The sequence below is a fragment of the Pseudomonas sp. SDO5215_S409 genome, assembly GCF_054071325.1.
Map to the genome: position 1 here is coordinate 1 of NZ_JBSVWN010000070.1, position 20,466 is coordinate 20,466.

The window sequence follows — 20,466 nt, forward strand, 5'->3', positions numbered from 1 at the left end:
ATATATGCACCTCTTACTCATGTTATGCCCGAACACAAAATTTCTGACACCCTCCCGGTCCACCACTTCACCATCTAAAGACGTTCACAAACGTCTTTTTTTGCGCCTGAAACCCAGCAAATACAGAATTTTCACAGCTACTGAGGCCTTCCGAGTTTTTAACCCCACCCACCTCACCCCAACCGCCCCCCCGCCCTCAACCCCTGCGTCAACAACGACACCAACGGCTGCACCAAATGCGCCGTGCGTACGTCATCACCGATCACCGCCACTTCCGTGCTCGGCAGGGGTGGCAGTTTTTCTGTCGGTTCAATAATGCGCATGCCTTCTTGCAGAAAAGAGGTGCCCAGTGCGGTGATGCCCAGGCCACCGGCCACGGCGGCTTGGGCGCCCATGAGGTTGCTGGTTACGCACGCGCAGGCCCATTCGCGACCGACCGAGGCGAGGGCGTCGATCATGATGGATCGGTATGCGCAGGGCGGGCGCATCATCACTAGGCGCACGGGGCGGGAGGGCTCGAGTTGGTAGTCGTGGGCGGCGATCCAGACCAGTGGTTCGCGCCAGATAACGCGGCCCAGTTGCGCCGTGGCGCTGATTTTACGTTTGGCGATGACCACATCCAGTAGCCCGGCGTCGTGATCGCCCAGCAGGTCGTCGCTCAGGCCCGTGGTCAGTTCAAGCTGGATGTCCGGGTAAAGTTTGCTGAAGCGTGACAGCAATTTGGGCAGTTGGGTCAGTACCAGGTTTTCCGAAATGCCCAGCCGTAGCAGGCTGACTTGCGCCGGGCTCTTGACCTCGTGCATGAACGTCTCGAAGTGCACCATCATCTTGCGGGCCGCCACCAGCAGGCGTTCGCCGTCTGGGGTCAGTATCAGGGTGCGGCTGGTCCGTTCAAAAACACGTAAGCCGAGGATGTCTTCCAGGTGGATGATTTTTTTGCTGACCGCCGATTGTGAGCGGGCGATGACGTCGGCAGCGGCGGTGAAGCTGCCGGTTTCGGCGACGGCGATGAAGGCGCGAAGCAGGTCGATCTCAACGTCGTTGGCGTGCATGATGAATTCGATTTTCTACTGGGTTCCAGTAAATTTATGCGTTTGTCATCTAGATGGCAAACGCCCAGCATTCCTCCTGTCCCCTTGAGAACGGGCTAAAGCCCAAAAGACTGGAGTGGTTCCATGAGTGCTGATACCGCTGTAGACATCGTCGAACGTTTTTGGCGCGAAGTGTGGCAAGCGCAAGACCCGCAGGCCGCTATGCGTTTTGTGGCCGAGGACTTCGTCGCCACCACCGCAGGCGTCGAGGTGGTGGGCCGCCAAGCCTTTATTGAATGGATCGGCGCGTTTCAATCCAAGATTGAGGACTTTCAATTCACCAGCCTCGACACCTTCCAGAACGCGCAAGGCAGCCGGGTGGCGTCACGCTGGAAAATCACCGGCAAAAATCAGGGTTTCATCGGTGGGCGGGCGTGTGGCAGCCCTTTTGAGATGACCGGGACGGCCGTATGGGCGGTGCGCCCGGACGGTCAATTGGCTCATAACTGGGTGGAGCGCAATGCGCTGGAAGTGCATCGCGATTTGATCGGCCTGTAACCACCCCAAGGGAGTCTTGCGATGAAATCACGCCTTTCTTGGGTTGCGTTGGTTTGCTGCGCGCCAGCCTGGGCGCAACCGTCGACGAGCGAGCCGAGCGTTCCCGTCGAGCAGTACCACTACGGCATGCAACTGGACGTTGCTGAGGTCGTGTCCACCACCACACCGGCGGACAAGTGCAAACCGTCCCCGGTCACCCTGATTTATCGGGATTCGCAAGGCCATCTCAAAGGCCTGGAATACCTGGTGATCTCGGTGGACTGCGACAGCGCTGGCGGATGAACACCGCCCGCCCGGCACACCACCGGGCGGGCGCACGCGGCAACGCCAATCGGCGGGCGAGCGCCGCATTGCTGCTGTTGCTGCACGTGCTGACGCCTGCCCATGATGCCCGCCCGCCATGCGTCGTCATCAACAAGGCCTACTGCCAACGGAATTCAGGGCGACTGCACACGCCCCGCCCACGCTGACAGACCACCCGCGAAATGCCTTACAAAACCCCGCCCCCGTTCACGAAATATTAAGAAACGCCCTCGTATACTCCCCGGTCACCCTGCCCGCTCCCCCCGAGCGGTCCCCTGCTCCGGTAGCTCGAATACATGACGCGTTCCGCTCCCCTGCTGTTTCTTCTCGCTTGTCTGTTGTTCTTCTGCGCCTTGGGCAATCACACGCTGCAAGGCTCTACCGAAGCCCGGGTGGCGGGGATCGCCATGGCCATGCACTTGGACAATGACTGGGTGGTGCCTCAGTTGTTTCGTGAGCCGTTCCTGGAAAAACCGCCGCTGAGCCTATGGCTCGATGCGGGGGCGATTCGTTTGTTCGGTGCCAGTGCCGGGGCGGTGCGGTTGGCGTCGGCGTTTGCCGGGTTGTTCAGTGTAATGGTGCTGTACGGCATGTTGCGCAGGTTCGGGCGGCCGAGGGCGTTGGCGTTTTCGGCCGGGTTGATGCTGGCGACCATGGCCAGTTACTGGAGTAACGCGCGTGGCGTGGGCGAGGATTCGTTGCTGACGCTGGGCGTGACCACCGCACTGTTGGCGTTTTATCAGGCCACGCGCCCGGTCGCCGAGCGCGCCGGTTCACAACGGGGCACTTGGGCGCTGTTCACGCTGGGCATGGTGATCGCGACCTTGAGCAAAGGCGTGTTGGGCCTGGCGATGCCGGGGATTGTGATTTTTGTGTACCTGCTGAGCACCAGCCTGATGGACAAGCGCGTGCGCCTGGGTGACTGGCTGCGCCCGGCGCTGTTTACGCTGCTCGCCCTCATCCCGCTGGCGATCTGGCTGTGCTTGCTGTTCCAGCGCGGCGGTCTGCAGGCGGTGGCGGAAGTGCTGTTGCGCAACAGCGTCGGGCGGTTCAGCGGCTCGTTTGTCGAGGCCGGTCATTACGAGCCTTTCTACTATTACATCGCCAAGCTGCCCGAGGCGTTCCTGCCCTGGAACCTCCTCGTGTACCTGGGCCTGTGGCACTTTCGCAAAAGCCTGGTGCATAACCGCTACCGTTTGTTTTTCTGCGTCTGGCTGGTGGCGCAGTTCACACTGCTGACGCTGGCGTCGAGCAAGCGCACGGTTTACCTGATGGCCCTGGCGCCCGCGGCCGCCGTGCTGGCGGCGGAATATGCCGGGGTGTTGCTGGAGGGGTTGAAGAACCGCGCAGCGCTATCGCCTGGCGCCAAGTACCTGCATGAACGTCGTTGGGGCGTGGCCGGTAGTGTGTTCAGCCTGGTGGTGGCCTGCTACCTGATCGCGGCGATCTGGTTTGCGCCCAAGGCCGATGTGCGCCAGTCGTTCGTGCCGCTGATCAATCAGGTTCAGCAGTATCAGGCGCAAGGCCAGGAGGTGGTGCTGTATCAACCGAACGAACGCGTGGCGGGCGCCAGCGTGTTTTACACCCAGGCCTACCTGAGGATCCTGCAGACGCAAGCCGAACTGCAGGCTTACCTGGCGGCCAAACCCGGCAACGTCGCGTTGCTCGATCAGGTCCAGCCGCTGACCATTCCCGTCACCGTTATCAAGCAGATGGCGGTCAACCGCCAGCCTTACTACTTCATCGCGCAGTAAGGCGGGCGCAAGGTCATCAGTGCTTGGTGACCTTGTCCAGGTAGCCCATGGCGAACGCCGAGATCACAAACGTCATGTGGATGATCACGTACCACATCAGGTGCTGTGGGTCGACGTTCTTGGCGTCCATGAAGATGCGCAGCAGGTGGATGGACGAGATCGCGACGATCGACGCCGCCACCTTCATCTTCAAGGACGAGGAGTCCATGGTGCCCAGCCAGTTGAGTTTTTCCTTGCTCTCATCGATGTCCAACTGCGAGACGAAGTTTTCGTAGCCAGAAATCATCACCATCACCAGCAGGCCGCCCACCAGGGCCATGTCGATCAGCGACAGCAGCACCAGGATCAGGTCCGACTCGGCCATCGAGAACACGCTGGGCAGCAGGTGCACCACTTCCTGGAAGAACTTCAGCGCCAGCGCCAGCAAGCCCAGGGACAAACCGAAATAGATCGGCGCCAGCAGCCAACGCGAGGCGTACATAGCATTTTCGATAAAACGTTCCATTGAATTTCACACAGCCAGGCCAAAAATGGCCGCGAGTATACCAGCCGCATGCAATCACCCGCATCCGTCGGGAAAACTGATGTGTACGGCATCTGTAAAGGGGTTTTTCTGCTAGTGTCGAGCTACTCAACTCGGCCCGACACCGTCGGACAGGAAGACTCGGATAATGGATGCGCGATCCCCCTTGGCCACCCTCGGCCTGTGCGTGGCGTTGCTGATGGGCGCAGGTTGCTCCCCTAAAGAAGAGCAAAAACCGACCAGCCTGGAAGAACGCACCAGCCGTTTCGAGCAGTCGCTGGACGCCATTGCCGACCCCAGACTCAAGGACGCCATCTCTGAACTCGGCAGCTCCCTGCTGTTGCTCGAGCGCGCCCGGGTCAAGCTCGCCACCAAGCCTGTCGAAACCCAATACACCGACGACGCCCTGGTGCTGCTCAAGCATTACCCCACGCCACAGGCGCTGGTGGACACCTACATCAACGGCCTGTTCGTGCTGCGCAAGACCTCCCATTCCGACTACCTCACCGACCTGCAACCGGTGTTTGCGTTCAGCTTTGACGGCCCCGACCCGTTTCCTTTTCCCCATGCGCTGGAGTGGCAGTCGGTCACCTTGAGCAACGACAAAGTCATCCCGTTCCAGCCGGAGTGGTCGGAAACCGACCCGGGCATCCAACTGAGCCCCACCAGCTCCAACCTCACCAACCCCGATGACCTCACCGTCACCTACCCCTTTGTGGAAGGCATCGAGACAGACAACAAAAGCCAGCCCCAGCCGGTCAGCCTCAAGGGCAAAGTGGAAATCATCGCGCCACGCAAGATCTTCACCTTTGACCTGTCGAAAAAAGACGTGGGCCGCAAGCGCACCCAGGACAACATCACCGTCACCCTGCTGACCCTCGAAAAGAACTACGCCGAGATCGAACTGAGCAACAGCGCGCCCCTGGCACCGGAAGTTGATGACGAGTCCCCCAACCCGCTGTTGGTGCAGGCACGCGACACCACCGGGCAGTTTCTCTCCCGCTCGGGCTCGATCAACGAAAACGCCGAGCAACTGGCGTTTTACGAGAAACAACTGGCCGAGATGCAAAAGCAAAAAACCTGGTCGGATGCCTTTGAAAAACAGCTGGAAGACGAACAAAAAGCCTTTGAACACAAACAGAACAGCCACTACGCCAAGGTGTATTTCAACGGCCTGATCGATAACGTGCAGCTCAGCGTGCTGGACTTTTCCCAGGCCACCGTCACCCGCAAAGACCTCGACTTGCCCGTGCGGCGCTTCGACCGCAACAGCCTGGAGAAAACCGTACAAAGCCTGCCGATGCCCGTGACCGTGTACGACGACCAGGCCGCCGACTGGCTCAAGGGCGCCACGCTGCCCGAAGACCAGTTGAAGAAATCCATCACCATTACCCAATCGGTCGACGACGCCAGCGCTGCGCACATTGAGTTCGAGCACCCCTACACCTTCAACGATGAACTGCTGGGCGATGAACGCAGCGGCGGCGATACGCCCCTGACGTTCTTTACCGCCGATGACGCAGGCCAGCGCGGTGAACCCATCGAGCTGCCCGCCGAAGCCTTCGAAATCGACCCGCTGCAAGGCACCATCACCTATGACTTGAACCTGTTCCCGGAAACCCCGGCGTTTGCTGTGGGTTCGATGCCGCTGTTCCTGGCCAGCATCGAAAAAGGCGCGGCCAGCATCAGCCAACTGCCCAAGGGCCTGGCGTTGAAGGACAACGCGCTGATCGTCGACCAGAAGCAATTCCCGTCCGACAGCTGGCGGTTTTATGCCAAGGACGCCAGCGGCAATTACCTCAAGGAGATTTTCGGGGTGAGCCACCGGGCCGCGGAATACGGCACGGCGCTGTTTGATGTGCACTACTTTTATGGCCAGCCGACTGTGCTGGAAACCTACCACCGCACCCAGTTGAAGACGCTGGAGTACGGCTTTGAAGTGAAGCTGGACAAGGCCGAGTCAGCCCCCACCGCCAAACCTTGAAGCCAGGCGGCAACGCTCAGTGCAGATCGCTGAGCGCCCGCTGCCGCCCACCGTTGATAGAGCGCAAATGCGCCTGTAAATGCAGGCACCAGATCTGTGGGTCGTCCGTCAGTTCATACCCGTGCAGCGACAGGCTTTCGACAATCGAGTCCAGGATGGTTTGTGCCACGAACGGCCCGTGAAACGGCCCTTGGGCCTTGATGGTCGACGGCTGCTCGCCGGTCATTCCGGCGGCGAACAGCAAGGTCCACATCCCGGTATCCCCCGCAAGAGGGCGAATGGAGCATTCGATCCGGGTGACCAGGCCCAGGCACTGGCGGGTGAGGCAGAGGTTGCGCGGCATGGCGGCGGCCCTCGGTAGATCCGGTATTGAGCCCCGCGCACGAGGCTGTCTCTATCCAGCGACTCCTGTGAATATCCCTTGAGCTGAGAATAGAAGAAAACCGCGACAAACCAATGCGGGGGGACCAACGGCCAACTGCCATCAGGGCGGCGTCAAAATTGTGCCGGGCTGCGCTCCCACGCCTGGCGTGGGAGCGGTCAACGCCTGCTGAATCACACGGGCTTGGCCTCAGCCAGCGCCTCCTGCGCCAGCTCTTTTTCGGCTTCTTTCAAGTCTTCTTCGCTGATCATCTCGGCAATTTCGCGCAGGCGCTCTACCACTCGCCCGTTGACGCTGCCTTCCGGGAACTGCCCCTCTTCGTCCGGGCTGCCCGCAGGCTCGCCCACCAACAGGCTCAAGGCCTCGTCGGCCTGGCGCACGGCGTACACGTGGAACTGCCCGGCGCGCACCGCTTGCAGCACCTTTTCGTCGAGCATCAGCGTGGCCACGTTGGCCTGCGGAATGATCACCCCTTGCTCGCCCGTCAACCCACGGGCTTCACACAGGCGGAAGAACCCTTCGATCTTCTCGTTGACCCCGCCCACCGCCTGCACTTCACCAAACTGGTTGATCGAGCCGGTGATGGCAAAACACTGTTTGAGCGGGGTTTTCGACAACGCCGAGATCAAGGTGCACGCTTCGCCCAGTGAGGCGCTGTCGCCATCGACGTACCCGTAGGACTGCTCCAGGGCGATGCTAGCGGAGATCGCCAGCGGAAATTCCTGGGCATAGCGGCTGCCCAGGTAACCGGTAAGGATCATCACGCCCTTGGAGTGAATCGGCTGCCCCAGGTTAACTTCGCGCTCGATGTCCACAATGCCGCTGCCGCCCGGATACACCGTGGCGGAAATCCGCGCTGGCACGCCAAAGGCTGAGTCGCCCACTTCCAGCACGGTCAGCCCGTTGCACTTGCCCACGGCCGCGCCAGCGGTGTCAATCAAGATGACCCCGGCGAGCATGTCGTCGAGAATCCGCGCCGACACCCGGCCCGTGCGCGTGGCCTTGGCCTTGAGCGCGCGGTCGATGTGCCCGGCGTCGGTGCGCTCCTCCCCGGCCAGGTGGCGGATAAAATCGGCCTCGCTGACCAGTTGGAACAAGTCGCCAATACGCGCCGACAGGCGCCCCTGGTTTTCCGCCAGCCGCGCACTGTAAGTCGCCAGCCGCGCCACGGCGTCGGAGGTCAATGGCGCCATGCCCTCTTCCGAGGTGCGGGTCTTGAGCAACTGGGCGAACTGCTCCAGGCTCTCGTCGACCATGGGGATGTCTTCGTCAAAGTCCACCAGGACGCGAAACATCTCCTGGAAGTCCGGATCGGCGTCTTGCAGGGCGTAATACAACTGGCGGGAGCCGATGATGATGACCTTGAGTTGCAGAGGAATCATCTGTGGCGTCAGGGTCACGGTGGCCAGGCGGCCCAGTTCGCCCAGCGGCGACTCCATCTTCAACTTGCGCGACTGCAAGGCCCGCTTGAGGGCGTCCCATACAAAGGGCTCGCCGAGCATTTTCTCGGCTTCCAGGATCAGGAAACCGCCGTTGGCCCGGTGCAAGGCGCCCGGGCGCAACTGCCGGTACGTGGTGTACAGCGCGCCCTGGTCGGTGCTGTATTCGATGCGGCCGAACAGGTTGTCGTAGGTCGGGTGCGGCTCGAACACCACCGGCGCGCCGCCGTTGATCGGGTGCCCCACAACCAGGCTTGGGCAGTACTGCTCCTCGAGCAGCTTGCGGGCCTGGGCGTCGGTTTTCGCATCATCGACCAATTGCTCGACCACGGTTTTGAGCAGGTACACCTGCATGGCCTGCAGGTAACCGCAAACGGCCGCGTTCTCTGCGTACTTTTCCGACAGCGGCGCGAGCAAAGGCTGCAGGGCCAGGGTGATGGTTTCTTCGTTGAACTGGCGCAGTTGGTTATTGGACTCGCGCTTCCACTGCGGCAGGCTGGCGAGCTCTTCGTTCAGGCGCTCTTCCAGCTCGGAAATGTCGCTGTGGAAACGGTCGCGATCAGCTTCCGGCAGTTGCGAGAACTCGGCCTCGTCCAGCGCCTTGCCGTCGAGCATCGGGGTAAACGCGATGTTGCTGCTGTCGCGGTACAGCGCCACGTCCTTTTCCAGGGCCAGGCGTTCGATCACGTCCAGGGCGCGGTCGTAACGCTGGTTGAAGGCACGGTCGATGGCACTTTTGCGCTGTTGATACGTGGGATGCTCGAACACCGCCGGGAAGGTCGCGACCAGGTTGTCGACCAGGCCACTGATGTCGGTGATGAACGCCGCGGCGCCACCCGCAGGCAGTTCAAGGGCACGGGGCTCGCGGGGTTCGTCGAAGTTATTGACGTAGACCCAGTCGGCCGGGGTTTGCAGGCGCTTGCCTTCGGCCTTGAGGTAGCGTTTTACAAATGAAAAGCGCCCGGTCCCGGGTTCGCCCATCACAAATACGTTGTAACCGGGGCGTGGCATGGCCACACCGAACTGCAACGCTTCAACCGCACGTTCCTGGCCAAGCACGCCGCGAAAAGGCTCCAAATCATTGGTGGTCGAGAAGCTGAACTGTTCAGCGGAGAAAGGACGAGTCAGCGCTTCGGGCGCTAGACGCAAGCTGGCAGCAACAGGATCAGGCATCGGGCTTCCTTACATCAGGCGGGGCAGATAACGGCATTCTGGCGCCGGGTGTGGCGCTCTGGCAAGGCACGTTTAGGCAAAGCATAGACACCGGCGAGCGCCGCAAAAAGTCTGTTGTCCCGCGTTTTTTACAAAAAACCACGGAACCCTTGGATCGTGCCTAAACTCCAAAATGCGCGGGTTGGACTAATAACCGACTCCTAAGGCGCCACGAGGTGCCTGAACCCTTGTCCATTGGTTTGCACATAAAGAGAACAAAGCTATGAAACGGATCCTTCTCGGTACTCTTTTCACCGTTGTCTCCCTCAATGCAATGGCAGAAGCGCCAGGTGGCCCGAACTGCGGCTGGGGCAACCTGCTGTTCGAAGGCCAGCGCGGCACCCCGGCTCACTTCCTGGCCTCCACCACCAACGGCACCTCCGGTAACGCCACATTCGGCATGACCTCGGGCACCAACGGTTGCAGCACCAACAGCAAGCTGACCTACGGCGGCAAATCGTGGATTGCCATGAATGGCATGATGAACGAGCTGTCCGAGGACATGGCCAAAGGCAACGGCGAAGCGCTGACCACCTACGCGGTGGTGCTGGGCGTTGCCCCTGAAGACCGCGAGCACTTTGCCGCAGTCACTCACGAGCACTTCCAGCAAATCTTCAGCAAGGCCGATGTGACCGCTGACGATGTGCACACCAACACCCTGGCGGTACTCAAAAGCGATTCCCGCCTGGCCAAGTACGCCACCCAGGCTTAAGCTCGACCCGCCCGCGCCTCTCGGGGTGCGGGTTTTATCGTTTGGGCCCACCTCCTCTTTGGGCCTCGTTAATCCCGACCTAAGTTGCCCCCTATGCTCAAACGCTTTGCCTGGATGGCACTCTTCGCCTGCGCCCCGCTGTACGCGGCCCCGCACCTTGATGATCACCGTTTGCAGCAACTGGCCAACGACCCGTTCTGGCTCTCGCTGGGGCACTATGAGGCCGGCAAAATCCGTGGCTGGCGCAGTTACGTCAGCGACAACAAATTTTTCATCGCCGCCGATGGCGCGCACCACCCGGACGCTGAACTGGCGGCCACCGTCGACGCACTGTATGCGCCGGCCAGCCTCGGTGAAAAACACGCTCAATGCGTGTACCCCGCACGTACCCGCTGGCTCAAGGATCAGTTGCAACTGACCGACTTGCCCGCCGTGGACTGCGCAGAATTCAAGCAGTGGTTCAAAGACGTCGCGCCCCACAGTGCGGTGATGATCTTCCCGGCGGCCTACCTCAACAGCCCGTCGTCGATGTTCGGCCATACGTTGCTGCGCATCGACCAGGCCGACGTGCAAAGCAACAACACCGCACTGCTCAGCTATGCGATCAACTTTGGCGCCTATATAGAAGGCTCGGACAACAGCATCCTCTACGCCTGGAAAGGCCTGATGGGCGGCTATCCCGGCCTGTTCGCCCTGGTGCCCTACCAAGAAAAGCTCTCTGAATACCGTAGCCTTGAGAACCGCGACCTGTGGGAATACCGCCTCAACCTGACCCAGGTCGAAACCGAGCGCATGGTCGAACACGTGTGGGAGCTCAAGCAGATCCAGTTCGACTATTTCTTCTTTGACGAAAACTGCTCCTATCGCCTGCTGGAACTGCTGCAAGTGGCCCGTCCTGGCCTGCGCCTCACCGAACAGTTCCCGCTCACCGCCATCCCCACCGACACGGTCAAAGCGGTGAAAGAAGCGGGCCTGGTAGAAAAAATCGACTATCGCCCCTCCCGCGAACGCGAGCTGCTGGAACGCGCCAAGCCGCTGGACAGCGACGAGCAGCAGTGGGTGCTGAAGATCAGCGACGACCAGAAGCACCTGCAGGACCCAACCTTTAAAACCCTGCCGCGCGAGCGTCAGGCGCTGATCATCGACGCGGCCTACCGCCTGGGCCGCTACCGCGCCACCGGCCAGGAACGCGACGCCGCCAGCGCCCAACGCAGCTTCGAATTGCTGCGGGCGATCAACCAGAACCCGCCGCCCGACCTGAACGTCCAGCGTCCCGGCCTGCCCGAAGACGGCCACCAATCACGCACCTGGCAAGCCGGCATCGGCACCCGGGGCAGCAAGACGTTCGGCGAATACGGCCTGCGCATGGCCTACCACGACCTCAACGACAACGCCGAAGGCTTCCCGTTGGGCGCGCAGATCGAAATCCTGCAAATGAAACTGCGTCAGTACGAAGGCAACCACTGGCAGTTCCAGCAATTGGACCTGGCGACCATCCGCTCGCTCACCCCGCGCAACGCGCTGCTGCAACCCTTGTCGTGGCAAGTGACTGGTGGCCTGGAACGGGTGCCGGGCAAACACGACGATGAAACCCTGGTGGCCCATGTCAACGGCGGCGCCGGTGGCACCTGGCAACTGCGCGACGACCTGCTCGGCTTCGCCCTGGGCACCGTGCGCGTGGAGCACAACAACGACTTCAACGAAGCCATCTCCCCGGCGGGCGGCTTCAATACCGGCGTGCTGTGGCGCAACTCGCTGGGCAACCTGAGCCTGGAGGCCAAGGGCGACTTCTTCACCAATGGCGAAGTGCGTCGCAGCATCAGCCTGAATCAGCAATGGGAAGTGTCGCGCAACCTGGGTATCCGGCTCAGCGCCCAGCGCGAATACAGCCACCTGGCGACGCCGGTCAACGAAGTGATGCTTGAAGTGAAGTGGTATCACTACTGACCGTCTGAGCGCAGTACCGCCCAACAAAAACGGAGCCCGAAGGCTCCGTTTTGGTTAAACCGACCGAATCAGGCCAGTTTCTTGTGCCGTACGCGGTGCGGCTGGGCAGCGGCCTCACCCAGGCGTTTCTTGCGATCGGCTTCGTACTCGGTGTAGTTGCCTTCGAAGAACACCGCTTGCGAGTCGTCTTCGTACGCCAGGATGTGCGTGGCCACACGGTCCAGGAACCACCGATCGTGAGAGATCACAATGGCAGCGCCCGGGAAGTCCAGCAGGGCCTCTTCCAGGGAGCGCAGGGTTTCAACGTCGAGGTCGTTGGACGGTTCGTCGAGCAGCAACACGTTGCCGCCCTCTTTCAGGGTCAGGGCCAGGTGCAAGCGGCCGCGTTCACCACCGGACAGGTCCTTGACGAACTTTTGCTGGTCGCCACCCTTGAAGTTGAAACGCCCCACGTAGGTGCGCGACGGGATTTCGTAGTTGCCGATGCGGATCTGGTCGGAACCGTCGGAGATCTGCTGGAACACGGTTTTGCTGCCGTCCAGGTCGTCGCGGCTCTGGTCCACGCAGGCCAGTTGCACGGTTTCGCCGATCTCGATGCTGCCCGAGTCCGGGGTTTCCTTGCCCATCAGCATGCGGAACAGGGTCGATTTACCCGCGCCGTTACCGCCGATAACGCCGACGATCGCGCCTTTTGGCATGGCGAACGACAGGTTGTCGATCAACACGCGATCGCCATAGCCCTTGGAAACGTTCTTGAATTCGATGACCTTGTCACCCAGGCGCGGACCGGCCGGGATGTAGATCTCGTTGGTTTCGCTGCGCTTCTGGAATTCCTGCGACTGCATTTCTTCAAAGCGTTGCAGACGTGCCTTGGACTTGGACTGGCGGGCCTTGGCGCCTTTGCGCACCCACTCCAGTTCTTCCTTCATGGCTTTTTCATGCGCCGACTGTTGCTTGGATTCGGCAGCCAGACGGTCGGATTTGGCTTCCAGCCAGCCGGAGTAGTTGCCTTCGTACGGGATACCGGCGCCGCGGTCGAGCTCCAGGATCCAGCCGGCCACGTTGTCCAGGAAGTAGCGGTCGTGCGTGATCGCAACCACGGTGCCCGGGAAGTCGTGCAGGAAGTGCTCCAGCCAGGCCACGGAGTCGGCGTCCAAGTGGTTGGTAGGTTCGTCGAGCAGCAGCATGTCAGGGGCCGACAACAGCAGGCGGCACAGGGCCACACGGCGCTTTTCACCACCGGACAAGTGCTCGACCTTGGCGTCCCACGCGGGCAGGCGCAGCGCGTCGGCGGCGACTTCCAGCTGGCGCTCTAGGTTGTGGCCGTCGCCCGCCTGCAGGATGGCTTCGAGCTTGGCCTGTTCGGCGGCCAGCTTGTCAAAGTCGGCATCCGGCTCGGCGTAGGCGGCGTAGACCTCGTCCAGGCGGGCCTGGGCGTTCTTGATCACGCTCACGGCTTCTTCCACCACTTCGCGCACGGTCTTGGTCGGGTCCAGGATCGGCTCTTGCGGCAGGTAGCCAATGTTCAGCTCAGGCATCGGGCGGGCTTCGCCTTCGAACTCGGTGTCGACGCCAGCCATGATTTTCAGCAGCGTGGACTTACCCGAACCGTTGAGGCCGAGCACGCCGATCTTGGCGCCCGGGAAGAAGGACAGCGAAATGTTTTTCAGGATTTCGCGCTTCGGCGGAACAACTTTTCCCAGCCGATGCATGGTGAAGACGTATTGAGCCATGGTGAACCTAGCGTCAGTGACGGATGAATTGGAGCGGGCTGAACCCGTGCCAGGCCATGCACGGCGCGGGCCGTTGAGGGTGATCAATGCCCGTGCACGAAATAAGCCTGAGTGTGTGGGGCTGCAAAGCCCTCGCGTGACCGGCAAAGCTACCTCAATGCCGTTGGGCAGTCCAGCCAGGCAGGGCTGGCACTTTGCCACAACACAAGGCATGCTAGCCGCCCTCCGGGCGTCCGGCTTATAGTGCACGTCGCGCGCCAATCCAGCCAAACCGCAGGATCACAGCTTGTCCAACGTCACACCGCCCACTCCCCTGCGCGCGGCCCACATTGCGCCGGGAGCGCCCCTGCACGGAACCCTCAAGGGCGCATTGGCGACGCTGGTCTTGCTGCTGCTCGCCTTATTGTTCTGGCAGTTGCTGGACCAGCTGCAGCAAAACCAGAAAAACCAGCAGCAATACACCATCGACTACAGCGCCGACCTCGCCGAACAGATCAGCCTGAACATGGCCCTGAGCGCGCAAATCGCCCTGAACCTGCTGCCCATCGTCGAGCCGCCGCGCAACGCCCAGCAGCAACAAACCCTCATGCTCACCCTGCAACGCTCGCTGCCGGAGCTGCGCAGCGTCGCCTTGCTGGCCCCCAGCGGGGCGATGCTCAGTGACAGCGCCAGCGACAGCCAGGACGCCGCCTGGCTGGAAGAATTGGTCAAGCGCAGCCACGCCCAATCCTATTACCTGAGCAACAACACCGACGGCACCGTCGTCTACCTGTTGCTGCACCAGCCCAGCGGCGGCGCCAAGATGTACTGGGCCTTGCGCCTGAGCCCCAACTACCTGGCCAACCTCACCCGCCAGGACGGCCAGGGCCCGCGTCCTACCTGGGTCATCGAAAACCGCTACAACCACCGCATCATCAGCCGCGACACCGGCATGCCCAGTCAGTGGGCAAGCGGCTTGACGCCCGACGAGTTGAACAAAAGCGTCCTGGTCACGCCCCTGAGCAAAAGCGACTGGCAACTGCGCGGCCTGTTTGACCGCGCCGCCGTGCTGGAGCAACTGCTGCCGGCGTTCATCGGCAAGTGCCTGTTGGGCCTGGCGTTCTCGCTGATCCCGGTGATCGTGCTGCTGAACATGCGGCGCCGCCAGCGCCAGGTCAATGAAGGCCGCCGCCGCTACCAGGACATTTTCGAGGGCACAGGCGTTGCACTGTGCGTGCTGGACCTTTCTGGCGTGCGCGGCTTTTTTGACCGGGCGCAGTTGCACACCCCCGAGCAGTTACAGGCGTGGCTGCAACACAGCCCCCAGCAGCGCCAGCAGTTGCTCAAGGAGTTGCGCATCACCGAGGTCAACCAGGTGGCGGTGCGCCAACTCAACGTCGCCTCCTGCGAGCAAGCCTGGGAACGCCTGATCGACGCTTGCCCGTCCAGCCCGGTCGCCGTCGGCAACCAGATCCTCAATGCCGTACTGACCCAGCAAAAGCAGCTTGAGCTGGAAATCCAGCTGTGTGACCAGGACGGCAACGACCTCTACCTGTGGCTGGTGATGCGCCTGCCCGAGCAACAGCACGACTTCAAGGCCGTCATCCTGAGCATCAGCGACATCACCAGCCGCAAACTGATCGAGCTGTCGCTGGTGGAGCGCGAAGGGTTCTGGTCGGACGTGGTGCGCACCGTGCCCGACCACCTGTACGTGCAGGACGTGATCAGCCAGCGCATGATTTTCAGCAACCACCACCTGGGCCACACCCTGGGCTACAACAAGCCCGAGTTGCAGCAGATGGGCGAGTACTTCTGGGAAATCCTGCTGCACCCCGACGATGCCGGGCACTACCACGACCTGCGCCAGCAACAGCGCAAGGCCGGTTACGCCAGCCAACTGCAATGCCAACTGCGCTTTCGTCACCGCAATAACCAGTGGCGCCGTTTCGAGATCCGCGAGCAGGCCCTGGCGCGGGACAAGAGCGACCAGGTCACCCGTATCATTGGCGTGGCCAAGGACGTCACCGACCAGATCGAAGCCAGCGAATCGCTGCGCGACAGCGAGCAGCGCTACCGCATGCTCGCCGAAAGCATCAGCGACGTGATCTTCTCCACCGACAGCACCCTGGCCCCCAATTACGTGAGCCCGTCGGTGAATGCCGTGCTGGGATATGACGTGGACTGGATCTTCGCCAACGGCTGGCAGTCGACCATCGCCAACCCCCAGCAACTGACCGGGATCTACACCCTGGTCGAACAGGTGCACCGCGCCCTCGACCAGCCCGAAGCCCTGGCGCTGCTGCGCAACGACGTGCAGACCCAGCTGTTTCTGTTCGACTGCCTGCGGGCCGACGGGCGCAAGATCCCGATCGAGCTGCGCCTGGTGCTGGTGTGGGACGAACACGGCGCGTTTGAAGGCATCCTGGGCGTGGGCCGCGACATCAGCCAGCAACGCCGCGCGGAAAAAGACCTGCGCATGGCGGCCACGGTCTTTGAACACTCGACCTCGGCGATCCTGATCACCGACCCCGCCGGTTACATCGTGCAGGCCAACGAGGCCTTCAGCCGGGTCAGCGGCTACGAAGTGGCGGACGTGCTCGACCAGTTGCCCAATTTGCTCACAGTCGACGAGCAGCAAGAAGCCCACTTGCGCTATGTGCTCAAGCAACTGCACCAGCACAGCACCTGGGAAGGCGAGGTGTGGCTCAAGCGCCGCAACGGCGAGCACTACCCGGCGTGGGTGGGCATCACGGCGGTGTTCGATGACGAAGGCGACCTGGCCAGTTACGTGTGCTTTTTCACCGACATCAGCGAGCGCAAGGCCAGCGAACAGCGCATCCACCGCCTGGCCTACTACGACGCCCTGACCCACCTGCCCAACCGCACGCTGTTCCAGGACCGCCTGCACACCGCGCTGCAATCGGCGGAGCGGCAAAAGTCGTGGGTGGTGCTGATGTTCCTCGACCTGGACCGCTTCAAGCCGATCAACGACTCCTTGGGCCATGCCGCGGGCGATCGCATGCTCAAGGAAATGGCCACGCGCCTGCTGGGCTGCGTGGCCGAGGACGACACCGTGGCGCGCATGGGCGGCGACGAGTTCACCTTGCTCCTGCAACCGCGGGTCAACCGTGAGATGGCGTTGAACCGGGCGATCAATGTGGCCGAGCAGATCCTCGCCAGCCTGGTCAAACCCTTCGTGCTGGAGGGGCGTGAATTTTTCGTCACGGCCAGTATCGGCATCGCCCTGAGCCCGCAGGACGGCAACGAACTCAGCCAGTTGATGAAAAACGCCGACACCGCGATGTACCACGCCAAGGAGCGCGGCAAAAACAACTTCCAGTTCTACCAGGCCGACATGAACGCCAGCGCCCTGGAACGCCTGGAGCTGGAAAGCGACTTGCGCCACGCCCTGGACCAGAACGAATTCGTGCTCTATTACCAACCGCAATTCAGCGGCGACGGCAAACGCCTGACCGGCGCCGAAGCCTTGCTGCGCTGGCGCCATCCGCGCCGTGGGCTGGTGCCGCCGGGGGACTTTATCCCGGTGCTGGAAGAGTTGGGCCTGGTGGTGGACGTGGGCGACTGGGTCATCAGCGAAGCCTGCCGCCAGCTCAAGACCTGGCACCAGAACAAAGTGCGGGTGCCCAAGGTGTCGGTGAACATTTCGGCCCGACAGTTCTCCGACGGGCAACTGGGCGAGCGCATCGCCAGCATCCTCAAGGACACCGGCCTGCCGCCCGCGTGCCTGGAACTGGAACTGACCGAAAGTATCCTGATGCGCGAAGTCAACGAAGCCATGCAGATCCTGGCCAGCCTGAAAAACCTGGGCCTGAGCATTGCCGTGGATGACTTTGGCACCGGCTATTCGTCGCTCAACTACCTCAAGCAATTCCCCATCGACGTGCTGAAGATCGACCGCACGTTCGTCGACGGCCTGCCGTCGGGCGAGCAGGACGCCCAAATCGCCCGCGCGATCATTGCCATGGCCCACAGCCTGAACCTGGCGGTGATCGCCGAAGGCGTAGAAACCCACGAACAGCTCGACTTCCTGCGCGAACACGGCTGCGACGAGGTCCAGGGCTACCTGTTCGGCCGCCCGATGCCGTCAAACCGCTTCGAAGCGCAGTTCAGCAACGATGCGCTGTTTATGTTTGATTGAGGCCGCGGCGCGCAGTGAGCGACAAGCGGCAAGCTCGGCCCCAGAGGCGTTTGCTTGACGCTTGAGGCCTGCAATGTGAAACCCAGGCGCGTCCACCATGACCTCCTTTCATACCCCTTCTAAAAGCGCTTGAGTTAGAATGCCCTCCTTTTCTGCCCCCCTGATCCTTGAGGACCGCCATGTTCAGCCGTGATTTGACTATTGCCAAGTACGACGCCGATCTCTTTGCCGCCATGGAGCAAGAAGCCGTGCGCCAGGAAGAGCACATTGAGCTGATCGCTTCGGAAAACTACACCAGCCCCGCGGTAATGGAGGCTCAAGGTTCGGTTCTGACCAACAAATACGCCGAAGGCTACCCGGGCAAGCGCTACTACGGTGGTTGCGAATACGTCGACATCGTTGAGCAACTGGCCATCGATCGCGCCAAAGAGCTGTTCGGTGCCGACTACGCCAACGTCCAGCCACACGCAGGTTCGCAAGCCAACAGCGCCGTTTACCTGGCCCTGCTGCAAGGCGGCGACACCATCCTGGGCATGAGCCTGGCCCACGGCGGTCACCTGACCCACGGCGCCAGCGTTTCCTCCTCCGGCAAGCTGTACAACGCCGTTCAATACGGCATCGACGCCAACGGCCTGATCGACTACGACGAAGTCGAGCGCCTGGCGGTCGAGCACAAGCCAAAAATGATCGTGGCCGGTTTCTCTGCCTACTCGCAGATCCTGGACTTCCCGCGTTTTCGTGAAATCGCCGACAAAGTGGGCGCTTACCTGTTCGTCGACATGGCTCACGTCGCCGGTCTGGTCGCCGCTGGCGTGTACCCTAACCCGGTGCCGTTCGCGGACGTGGTCACCACCACCACCCACAAGACCCTGCGCGGCCCACGTGGCGGCCTGATCCTGGCGCGCGCCAACGCCGAGATCGAGAAGAAGCTCAACTCCGCCGTGTTCCCGGGCGGCCAGGGCGGCCCGCTGGAGCACGTGATCGCCGCCAAGGCCATCTGCTTCAAAGAAGCGCTGCAGCCTGAGTTCAAGACCTACCAGCAACAAGTGGTGAAAAACGCCAAGGCCATGGCAGCCGTGTTCATCGAGCGCGGTTTTGACGTGGTGTCCGGCGGTACTGAAAACCACCTGTTCCTGCTGTCGCTGATCAAGCAGGACATCTCCGGTAAAGACGCCGACGCCGCGCTGGGCAAAGCGTTCATCACCGTGAACAAAAACTCGGTGCCAAACGACCCACGCTCCCCGTTCGTCACCTCGGGCCTGCGCTTCGGCACCCCGGCAGTCACCACCCGTGGTTTCAAGGAAGCCGAGTGCAAGGAACTGGCAGGCTGGATCTGCGACATCCTGGCCGACCTGAACAACGACGCCGTGATCGACGCGGTACGTGAGAAGGTCAAGGCCATCTGCAAAAAGCTGCCGGTGTACGGCGCTTGATCGCAGGGGTTTGACTAAGAAGCCCGGCCTTTGCGCCGGGCTTTTTTACGCCTCAAGACACCCCATGGTTACTGCTGGAGGCGAGAAAAACCCTGGCGGATTTTGTCTTCGGGCAGGTCATCGGCAATAAACACGATCACACTGTCACGCGCCTCGCCCTCGGCCCATTCGGTGTCCCAGTCGAAACCGTAGAGCTTGAGCACGCCCTGAAACACCAGGCGGCGGTCTTCCCCGGCGATGTTCAGCACGCCTTTGTAGCGCAACAATTGCTTGCCGTGGTCTTCCAGCAGTTCGTTCATGAACGTGCTGAGCCGGTCGATATCCAGCGGCTGGTCGGTGCGCAGCACGAGGCTGGAGATCCGGTCGATGGACGGCGCCTCCCGCACCGGGCGCAAGCTCATCCCGGCATTGAGGTTGAAGCCGCGCACATCCAGCAGCTCGGCCAGGTCAATGTGGCCGTGGTCCACGACACGAATCGGCGCACGCCGGTTGATGCGGGTCAGGCGCTCGCTGAGGGCGTCGAACGTCGCGTCGTCCACCAGGTCGCGCTTGCTCACCAGCAAGCGGTCGGCGAAGCCGATCTGCGCCTGGGCGATGGTCTGGGTCAGGTGATGTTCGGCGTGGGCCGCGTCCACCAGCGTGATGATGCCGTCGAGCAGGTAGCGCTCGCGCAGTTCCTCGTCGATGAAAAAGGTCTGGGCCACCGGGGCCGGGTCGGCCAGGCCGGTGCATTCGATCACCAGGCGGTCAAAGGCGATCTCGCCGCTGTCCAGGCGTTCGAGCAGCAGGTACAGGGCTTTGGTCAGGTCGGTGTGAATGGTGCAGCAGACGCAGCCGTTGGACAGGGTCATGACTTGCACGGGGTCGCTGCCCAGCAATTGGGTGTCGATACCGGCGTCGCTGAATTCGTTTTCGATCACGGCGATTTTCAGGCCGTGTTCGGCCTTGAGCAGGTGGCGCAGCAACGTGGTCTTGCCGGCGCCAAGAAAACCGCTGAGCACCGTGACGGGAATGGGAGAGGACAAACGCAATTCTCCTTGAAGGAATACACAAAAAAATGTGGGAGCGGTTCGCCCGCTCCCACAGGAGGTCACATCAACTGCACAGGCGGGTCAACAGCACTTGGGCCCACCCTTGCCACCGTAACGGGCCTCTTGGCGCTCGCGAAAGAACGCCTCGTAGTCCATCACCGGTTTGTCCGGGTGTTTGTTCTGCATGTGCTCGACGTACGTGTCGTAGTCGGGCATGCCAACCATCAGGCGCGCGGCTTGACCGAGGTATTTACCGAGGCGACTCAGGTCATTGAACATCGTTGCA

The 20,466-nt window shown here is 61.7% G+C and carries 15 protein-coding genes; 8 read left to right on the forward strand and 7 right to left on the reverse strand.

Annotation, left to right across the window (positions count from 1 at the left end):
* Window positions 1-173: 173 nt before the first annotated feature.
* Window positions 174-1,052 (reverse strand): LysR substrate-binding domain-containing protein, encoded by an 879-nt coding sequence (locus ACW9H9_RS25565; protein WP_457346078.1) that lies wholly within the window; start codon window positions 1,050-1,052, stop codon window positions 174-176.
* A 123-nt stretch (window positions 1,053-1,175) separates the two neighbouring features.
* On the opposite strand from ACW9H9_RS25565, the gene ACW9H9_RS25570 reads away from it, so the two are divergent.
* The 3 genes from ACW9H9_RS25570 to ACW9H9_RS25580 all read left to right on the forward strand — a co-directional run bounded on the left by ACW9H9_RS25570 (window position 1,176) and on the right by ACW9H9_RS25580 (window position 3,646).
* Window positions 1,176-1,589: an ester cyclase gene (locus tag ACW9H9_RS25570; RefSeq protein WP_457346079.1), complete on the forward strand. Its 414-nt coding sequence runs from the start codon at window positions 1,176-1,178 to the stop codon at window positions 1,587-1,589.
* A 21-nt stretch (window positions 1,590-1,610) separates the two neighbouring features.
* The gene (locus ACW9H9_RS25575; protein ID WP_457346080.1) at window positions 1,611-1,871 is read left to right on the forward strand and encodes a DUF2790 domain-containing protein; all 261 of its coding nucleotides are present in this window, start codon (window positions 1,611-1,613) and stop codon (window positions 1,869-1,871) included.
* A gap of 317 nt (window positions 1,872-2,188) precedes the next feature.
* Window positions 2,189-3,646, forward strand: a complete 1,458-nt coding sequence (locus ACW9H9_RS25580; RefSeq protein ID WP_457346081.1) for an ArnT family glycosyltransferase — start codon at window positions 2,189-2,191, stop codon at window positions 3,644-3,646.
* A gap of 16 nt (window positions 3,647-3,662) precedes the next feature.
* On the opposite strand, the gene ACW9H9_RS25585 is transcribed toward ACW9H9_RS25580, so the two are convergent.
* A complete protein-coding gene (locus ACW9H9_RS25585) occupies window positions 3,663-4,151 on the reverse strand; it encodes a TIGR00645 family protein (RefSeq protein WP_457346082.1) in 489 nt (162 codons plus the stop codon).
* Window positions 4,152-4,317: 166 nt separating this feature from the next.
* Between ACW9H9_RS25585 and ACW9H9_RS25590 the strand changes: the two genes are divergently transcribed.
* Window positions 4,318-6,153 carry a hypothetical protein gene (locus ACW9H9_RS25590; RefSeq protein ID WP_457346083.1) on the forward strand — a complete coding sequence of 612 codons (1,836 nt, stop codon included), beginning with the start codon at window positions 4,318-4,320 and terminating at the stop codon, window positions 6,151-6,153.
* Window positions 6,154-6,169: 16 nt separating this feature from the next.
* Here the strand turns inward: ACW9H9_RS25590 and ACW9H9_RS25595 are convergent, their stop codons facing one another.
* On the reverse strand, window positions 6,170-6,496 hold the full coding sequence (locus ACW9H9_RS25595; RefSeq protein ID WP_457346084.1) for a PA4575 family protein: 327 nt from the start codon (window positions 6,494-6,496) through the stop codon (window positions 6,170-6,172).
* A gap of 212 nt (window positions 6,497-6,708) precedes the next feature.
* Window positions 6,709-9,147, reverse strand: coding sequence for a Lon protease family protein (locus tag ACW9H9_RS25600; RefSeq protein ID WP_457346085.1), 2,439 nt, complete (start codon window positions 9,145-9,147; stop codon window positions 6,709-6,711).
* A gap of 262 nt (window positions 9,148-9,409) precedes the next feature.
* Here ACW9H9_RS25600 and ACW9H9_RS25605 point away from each other — a divergent pair, with 262 nt between their 5' ends.
* On the forward strand, window positions 9,410-9,898 hold the full coding sequence (locus ACW9H9_RS25605) for a DUF3015 domain-containing protein (protein WP_457346086.1): 489 nt from the start codon (window positions 9,410-9,412) through the stop codon (window positions 9,896-9,898).
* A gap of 93 nt (window positions 9,899-9,991) precedes the next feature.
* On the forward strand, window positions 9,992-11,845 hold the full coding sequence (locus ACW9H9_RS25610; RefSeq protein ID WP_457346087.1) for an Lnb N-terminal periplasmic domain-containing protein: 1,854 nt from the start codon (window positions 9,992-9,994) through the stop codon (window positions 11,843-11,845).
* 68 nt (window positions 11,846-11,913) lie between these two features.
* Here the strand turns inward: ACW9H9_RS25610 and ettA are convergent, their stop codons facing one another.
* Window positions 11,914-13,578 (reverse strand): energy-dependent translational throttle protein EttA, encoded by a 1,665-nt coding sequence (ettA, locus tag ACW9H9_RS25615; protein ID WP_457346088.1) that lies wholly within the window; start codon window positions 13,576-13,578, stop codon window positions 11,914-11,916.
* Between the two features lie 286 nt (window positions 13,579-13,864).
* Here ettA and ACW9H9_RS25620 point away from each other — a divergent pair, with 286 nt between their 5' ends.
* Both ACW9H9_RS25620 and glyA read left to right on the forward strand, forming a co-directional pair.
* Window positions 13,865-17,716 carry a sensor domain-containing protein gene (locus ACW9H9_RS25620; protein ID WP_457346089.1) on the forward strand — a complete coding sequence of 1,284 codons (3,852 nt, stop codon included), beginning with the start codon at window positions 13,865-13,867 and terminating at the stop codon, window positions 17,714-17,716.
* A 179-nt stretch (window positions 17,717-17,895) separates the two neighbouring features.
* Complete coding sequence (glyA, locus tag ACW9H9_RS25625) at window positions 17,896-19,149, forward strand: serine hydroxymethyltransferase (protein ID WP_457346090.1); 1,254 nt, start codon at window positions 17,896-17,898, stop codon at window positions 19,147-19,149.
* Window positions 19,150-19,217: 68 nt separating this feature from the next.
* On the opposite strand, the gene yjiA is transcribed toward glyA, so the two are convergent.
* Window positions 19,218-20,174 carry a GTPase gene (yjiA, locus tag ACW9H9_RS25630; RefSeq protein ID WP_457346091.1) on the reverse strand — a complete coding sequence of 319 codons (957 nt, stop codon included), beginning with the start codon at window positions 20,172-20,174 and terminating at the stop codon, window positions 19,218-19,220.
* Between the two features lie 87 nt (window positions 20,175-20,261).
* On the reverse strand, window positions 20,262-20,459 hold the full coding sequence (locus ACW9H9_RS25635; RefSeq protein ID WP_457346092.1) for a YbdD/YjiX family protein: 198 nt from the start codon (window positions 20,457-20,459) through the stop codon (window positions 20,262-20,264).
* Between the last annotated feature and the right edge of the window lie 7 nt (window positions 20,460-20,466).

What these genes read in the sequence shown, in the direction of transcription:
- ACW9H9_RS25565 (WP_457346078.1), bottom strand. Translation starts at nt 1,052, where the DNA reads ATGCACGCCAACGACGTTGAGATCGACCTGCTTCGCGCCTTCATCGCC.
- ACW9H9_RS25570 (WP_457346079.1), top strand. Translation starts at nt 1,176, where the DNA reads ATGAGTGCTGATACCGCTGTAGACATCGTCGAACGTTTTTGGCGCGAA.
- ACW9H9_RS25575 (WP_457346080.1), top strand. Translation starts at nt 1,611, where the DNA reads ATGAAATCACGCCTTTCTTGGGTTGCGTTGGTTTGCTGCGCGCCAGCC.
- ACW9H9_RS25580 (WP_457346081.1), top strand. Translation starts at nt 2,189, where the DNA reads ATGACGCGTTCCGCTCCCCTGCTGTTTCTTCTCGCTTGTCTGTTGTTC.
- ACW9H9_RS25585 (WP_457346082.1), bottom strand. Translation starts at nt 4,151, where the DNA reads ATGGAACGTTTTATCGAAAATGCTATGTACGCCTCGCGTTGGCTGCTG.
- ACW9H9_RS25590 (WP_457346083.1), top strand. Translation starts at nt 4,318, where the DNA reads ATGGATGCGCGATCCCCCTTGGCCACCCTCGGCCTGTGCGTGGCGTTG.
- ACW9H9_RS25595 (WP_457346084.1), bottom strand. Translation starts at nt 6,496, where the DNA reads ATGCCGCGCAACCTCTGCCTCACCCGCCAGTGCCTGGGCCTGGTCACC.
- ACW9H9_RS25600 (WP_457346085.1), bottom strand. Translation starts at nt 9,147, where the DNA reads ATGCCTGATCCTGTTGCTGCCAGCTTGCGTCTAGCGCCCGAAGCGCTG.
- ACW9H9_RS25605 (WP_457346086.1), top strand. Translation starts at nt 9,410, where the DNA reads ATGAAACGGATCCTTCTCGGTACTCTTTTCACCGTTGTCTCCCTCAAT.
- ACW9H9_RS25610 (WP_457346087.1), top strand. Translation starts at nt 9,992, where the DNA reads ATGCTCAAACGCTTTGCCTGGATGGCACTCTTCGCCTGCGCCCCGCTG.
- ettA (WP_457346088.1), bottom strand. Translation starts at nt 13,578, where the DNA reads ATGGCTCAATACGTCTTCACCATGCATCGGCTGGGAAAAGTTGTTCCG.
- glyA (WP_457346090.1), top strand. Translation starts at nt 17,896, where the DNA reads ATGTTCAGCCGTGATTTGACTATTGCCAAGTACGACGCCGATCTCTTT.
- ACW9H9_RS25635 (WP_457346092.1), bottom strand. Translation starts at nt 20,459, where the DNA reads ATGTTCAATGACCTGAGTCGCCTCGGTAAATACCTCGGTCAAGCCGCG.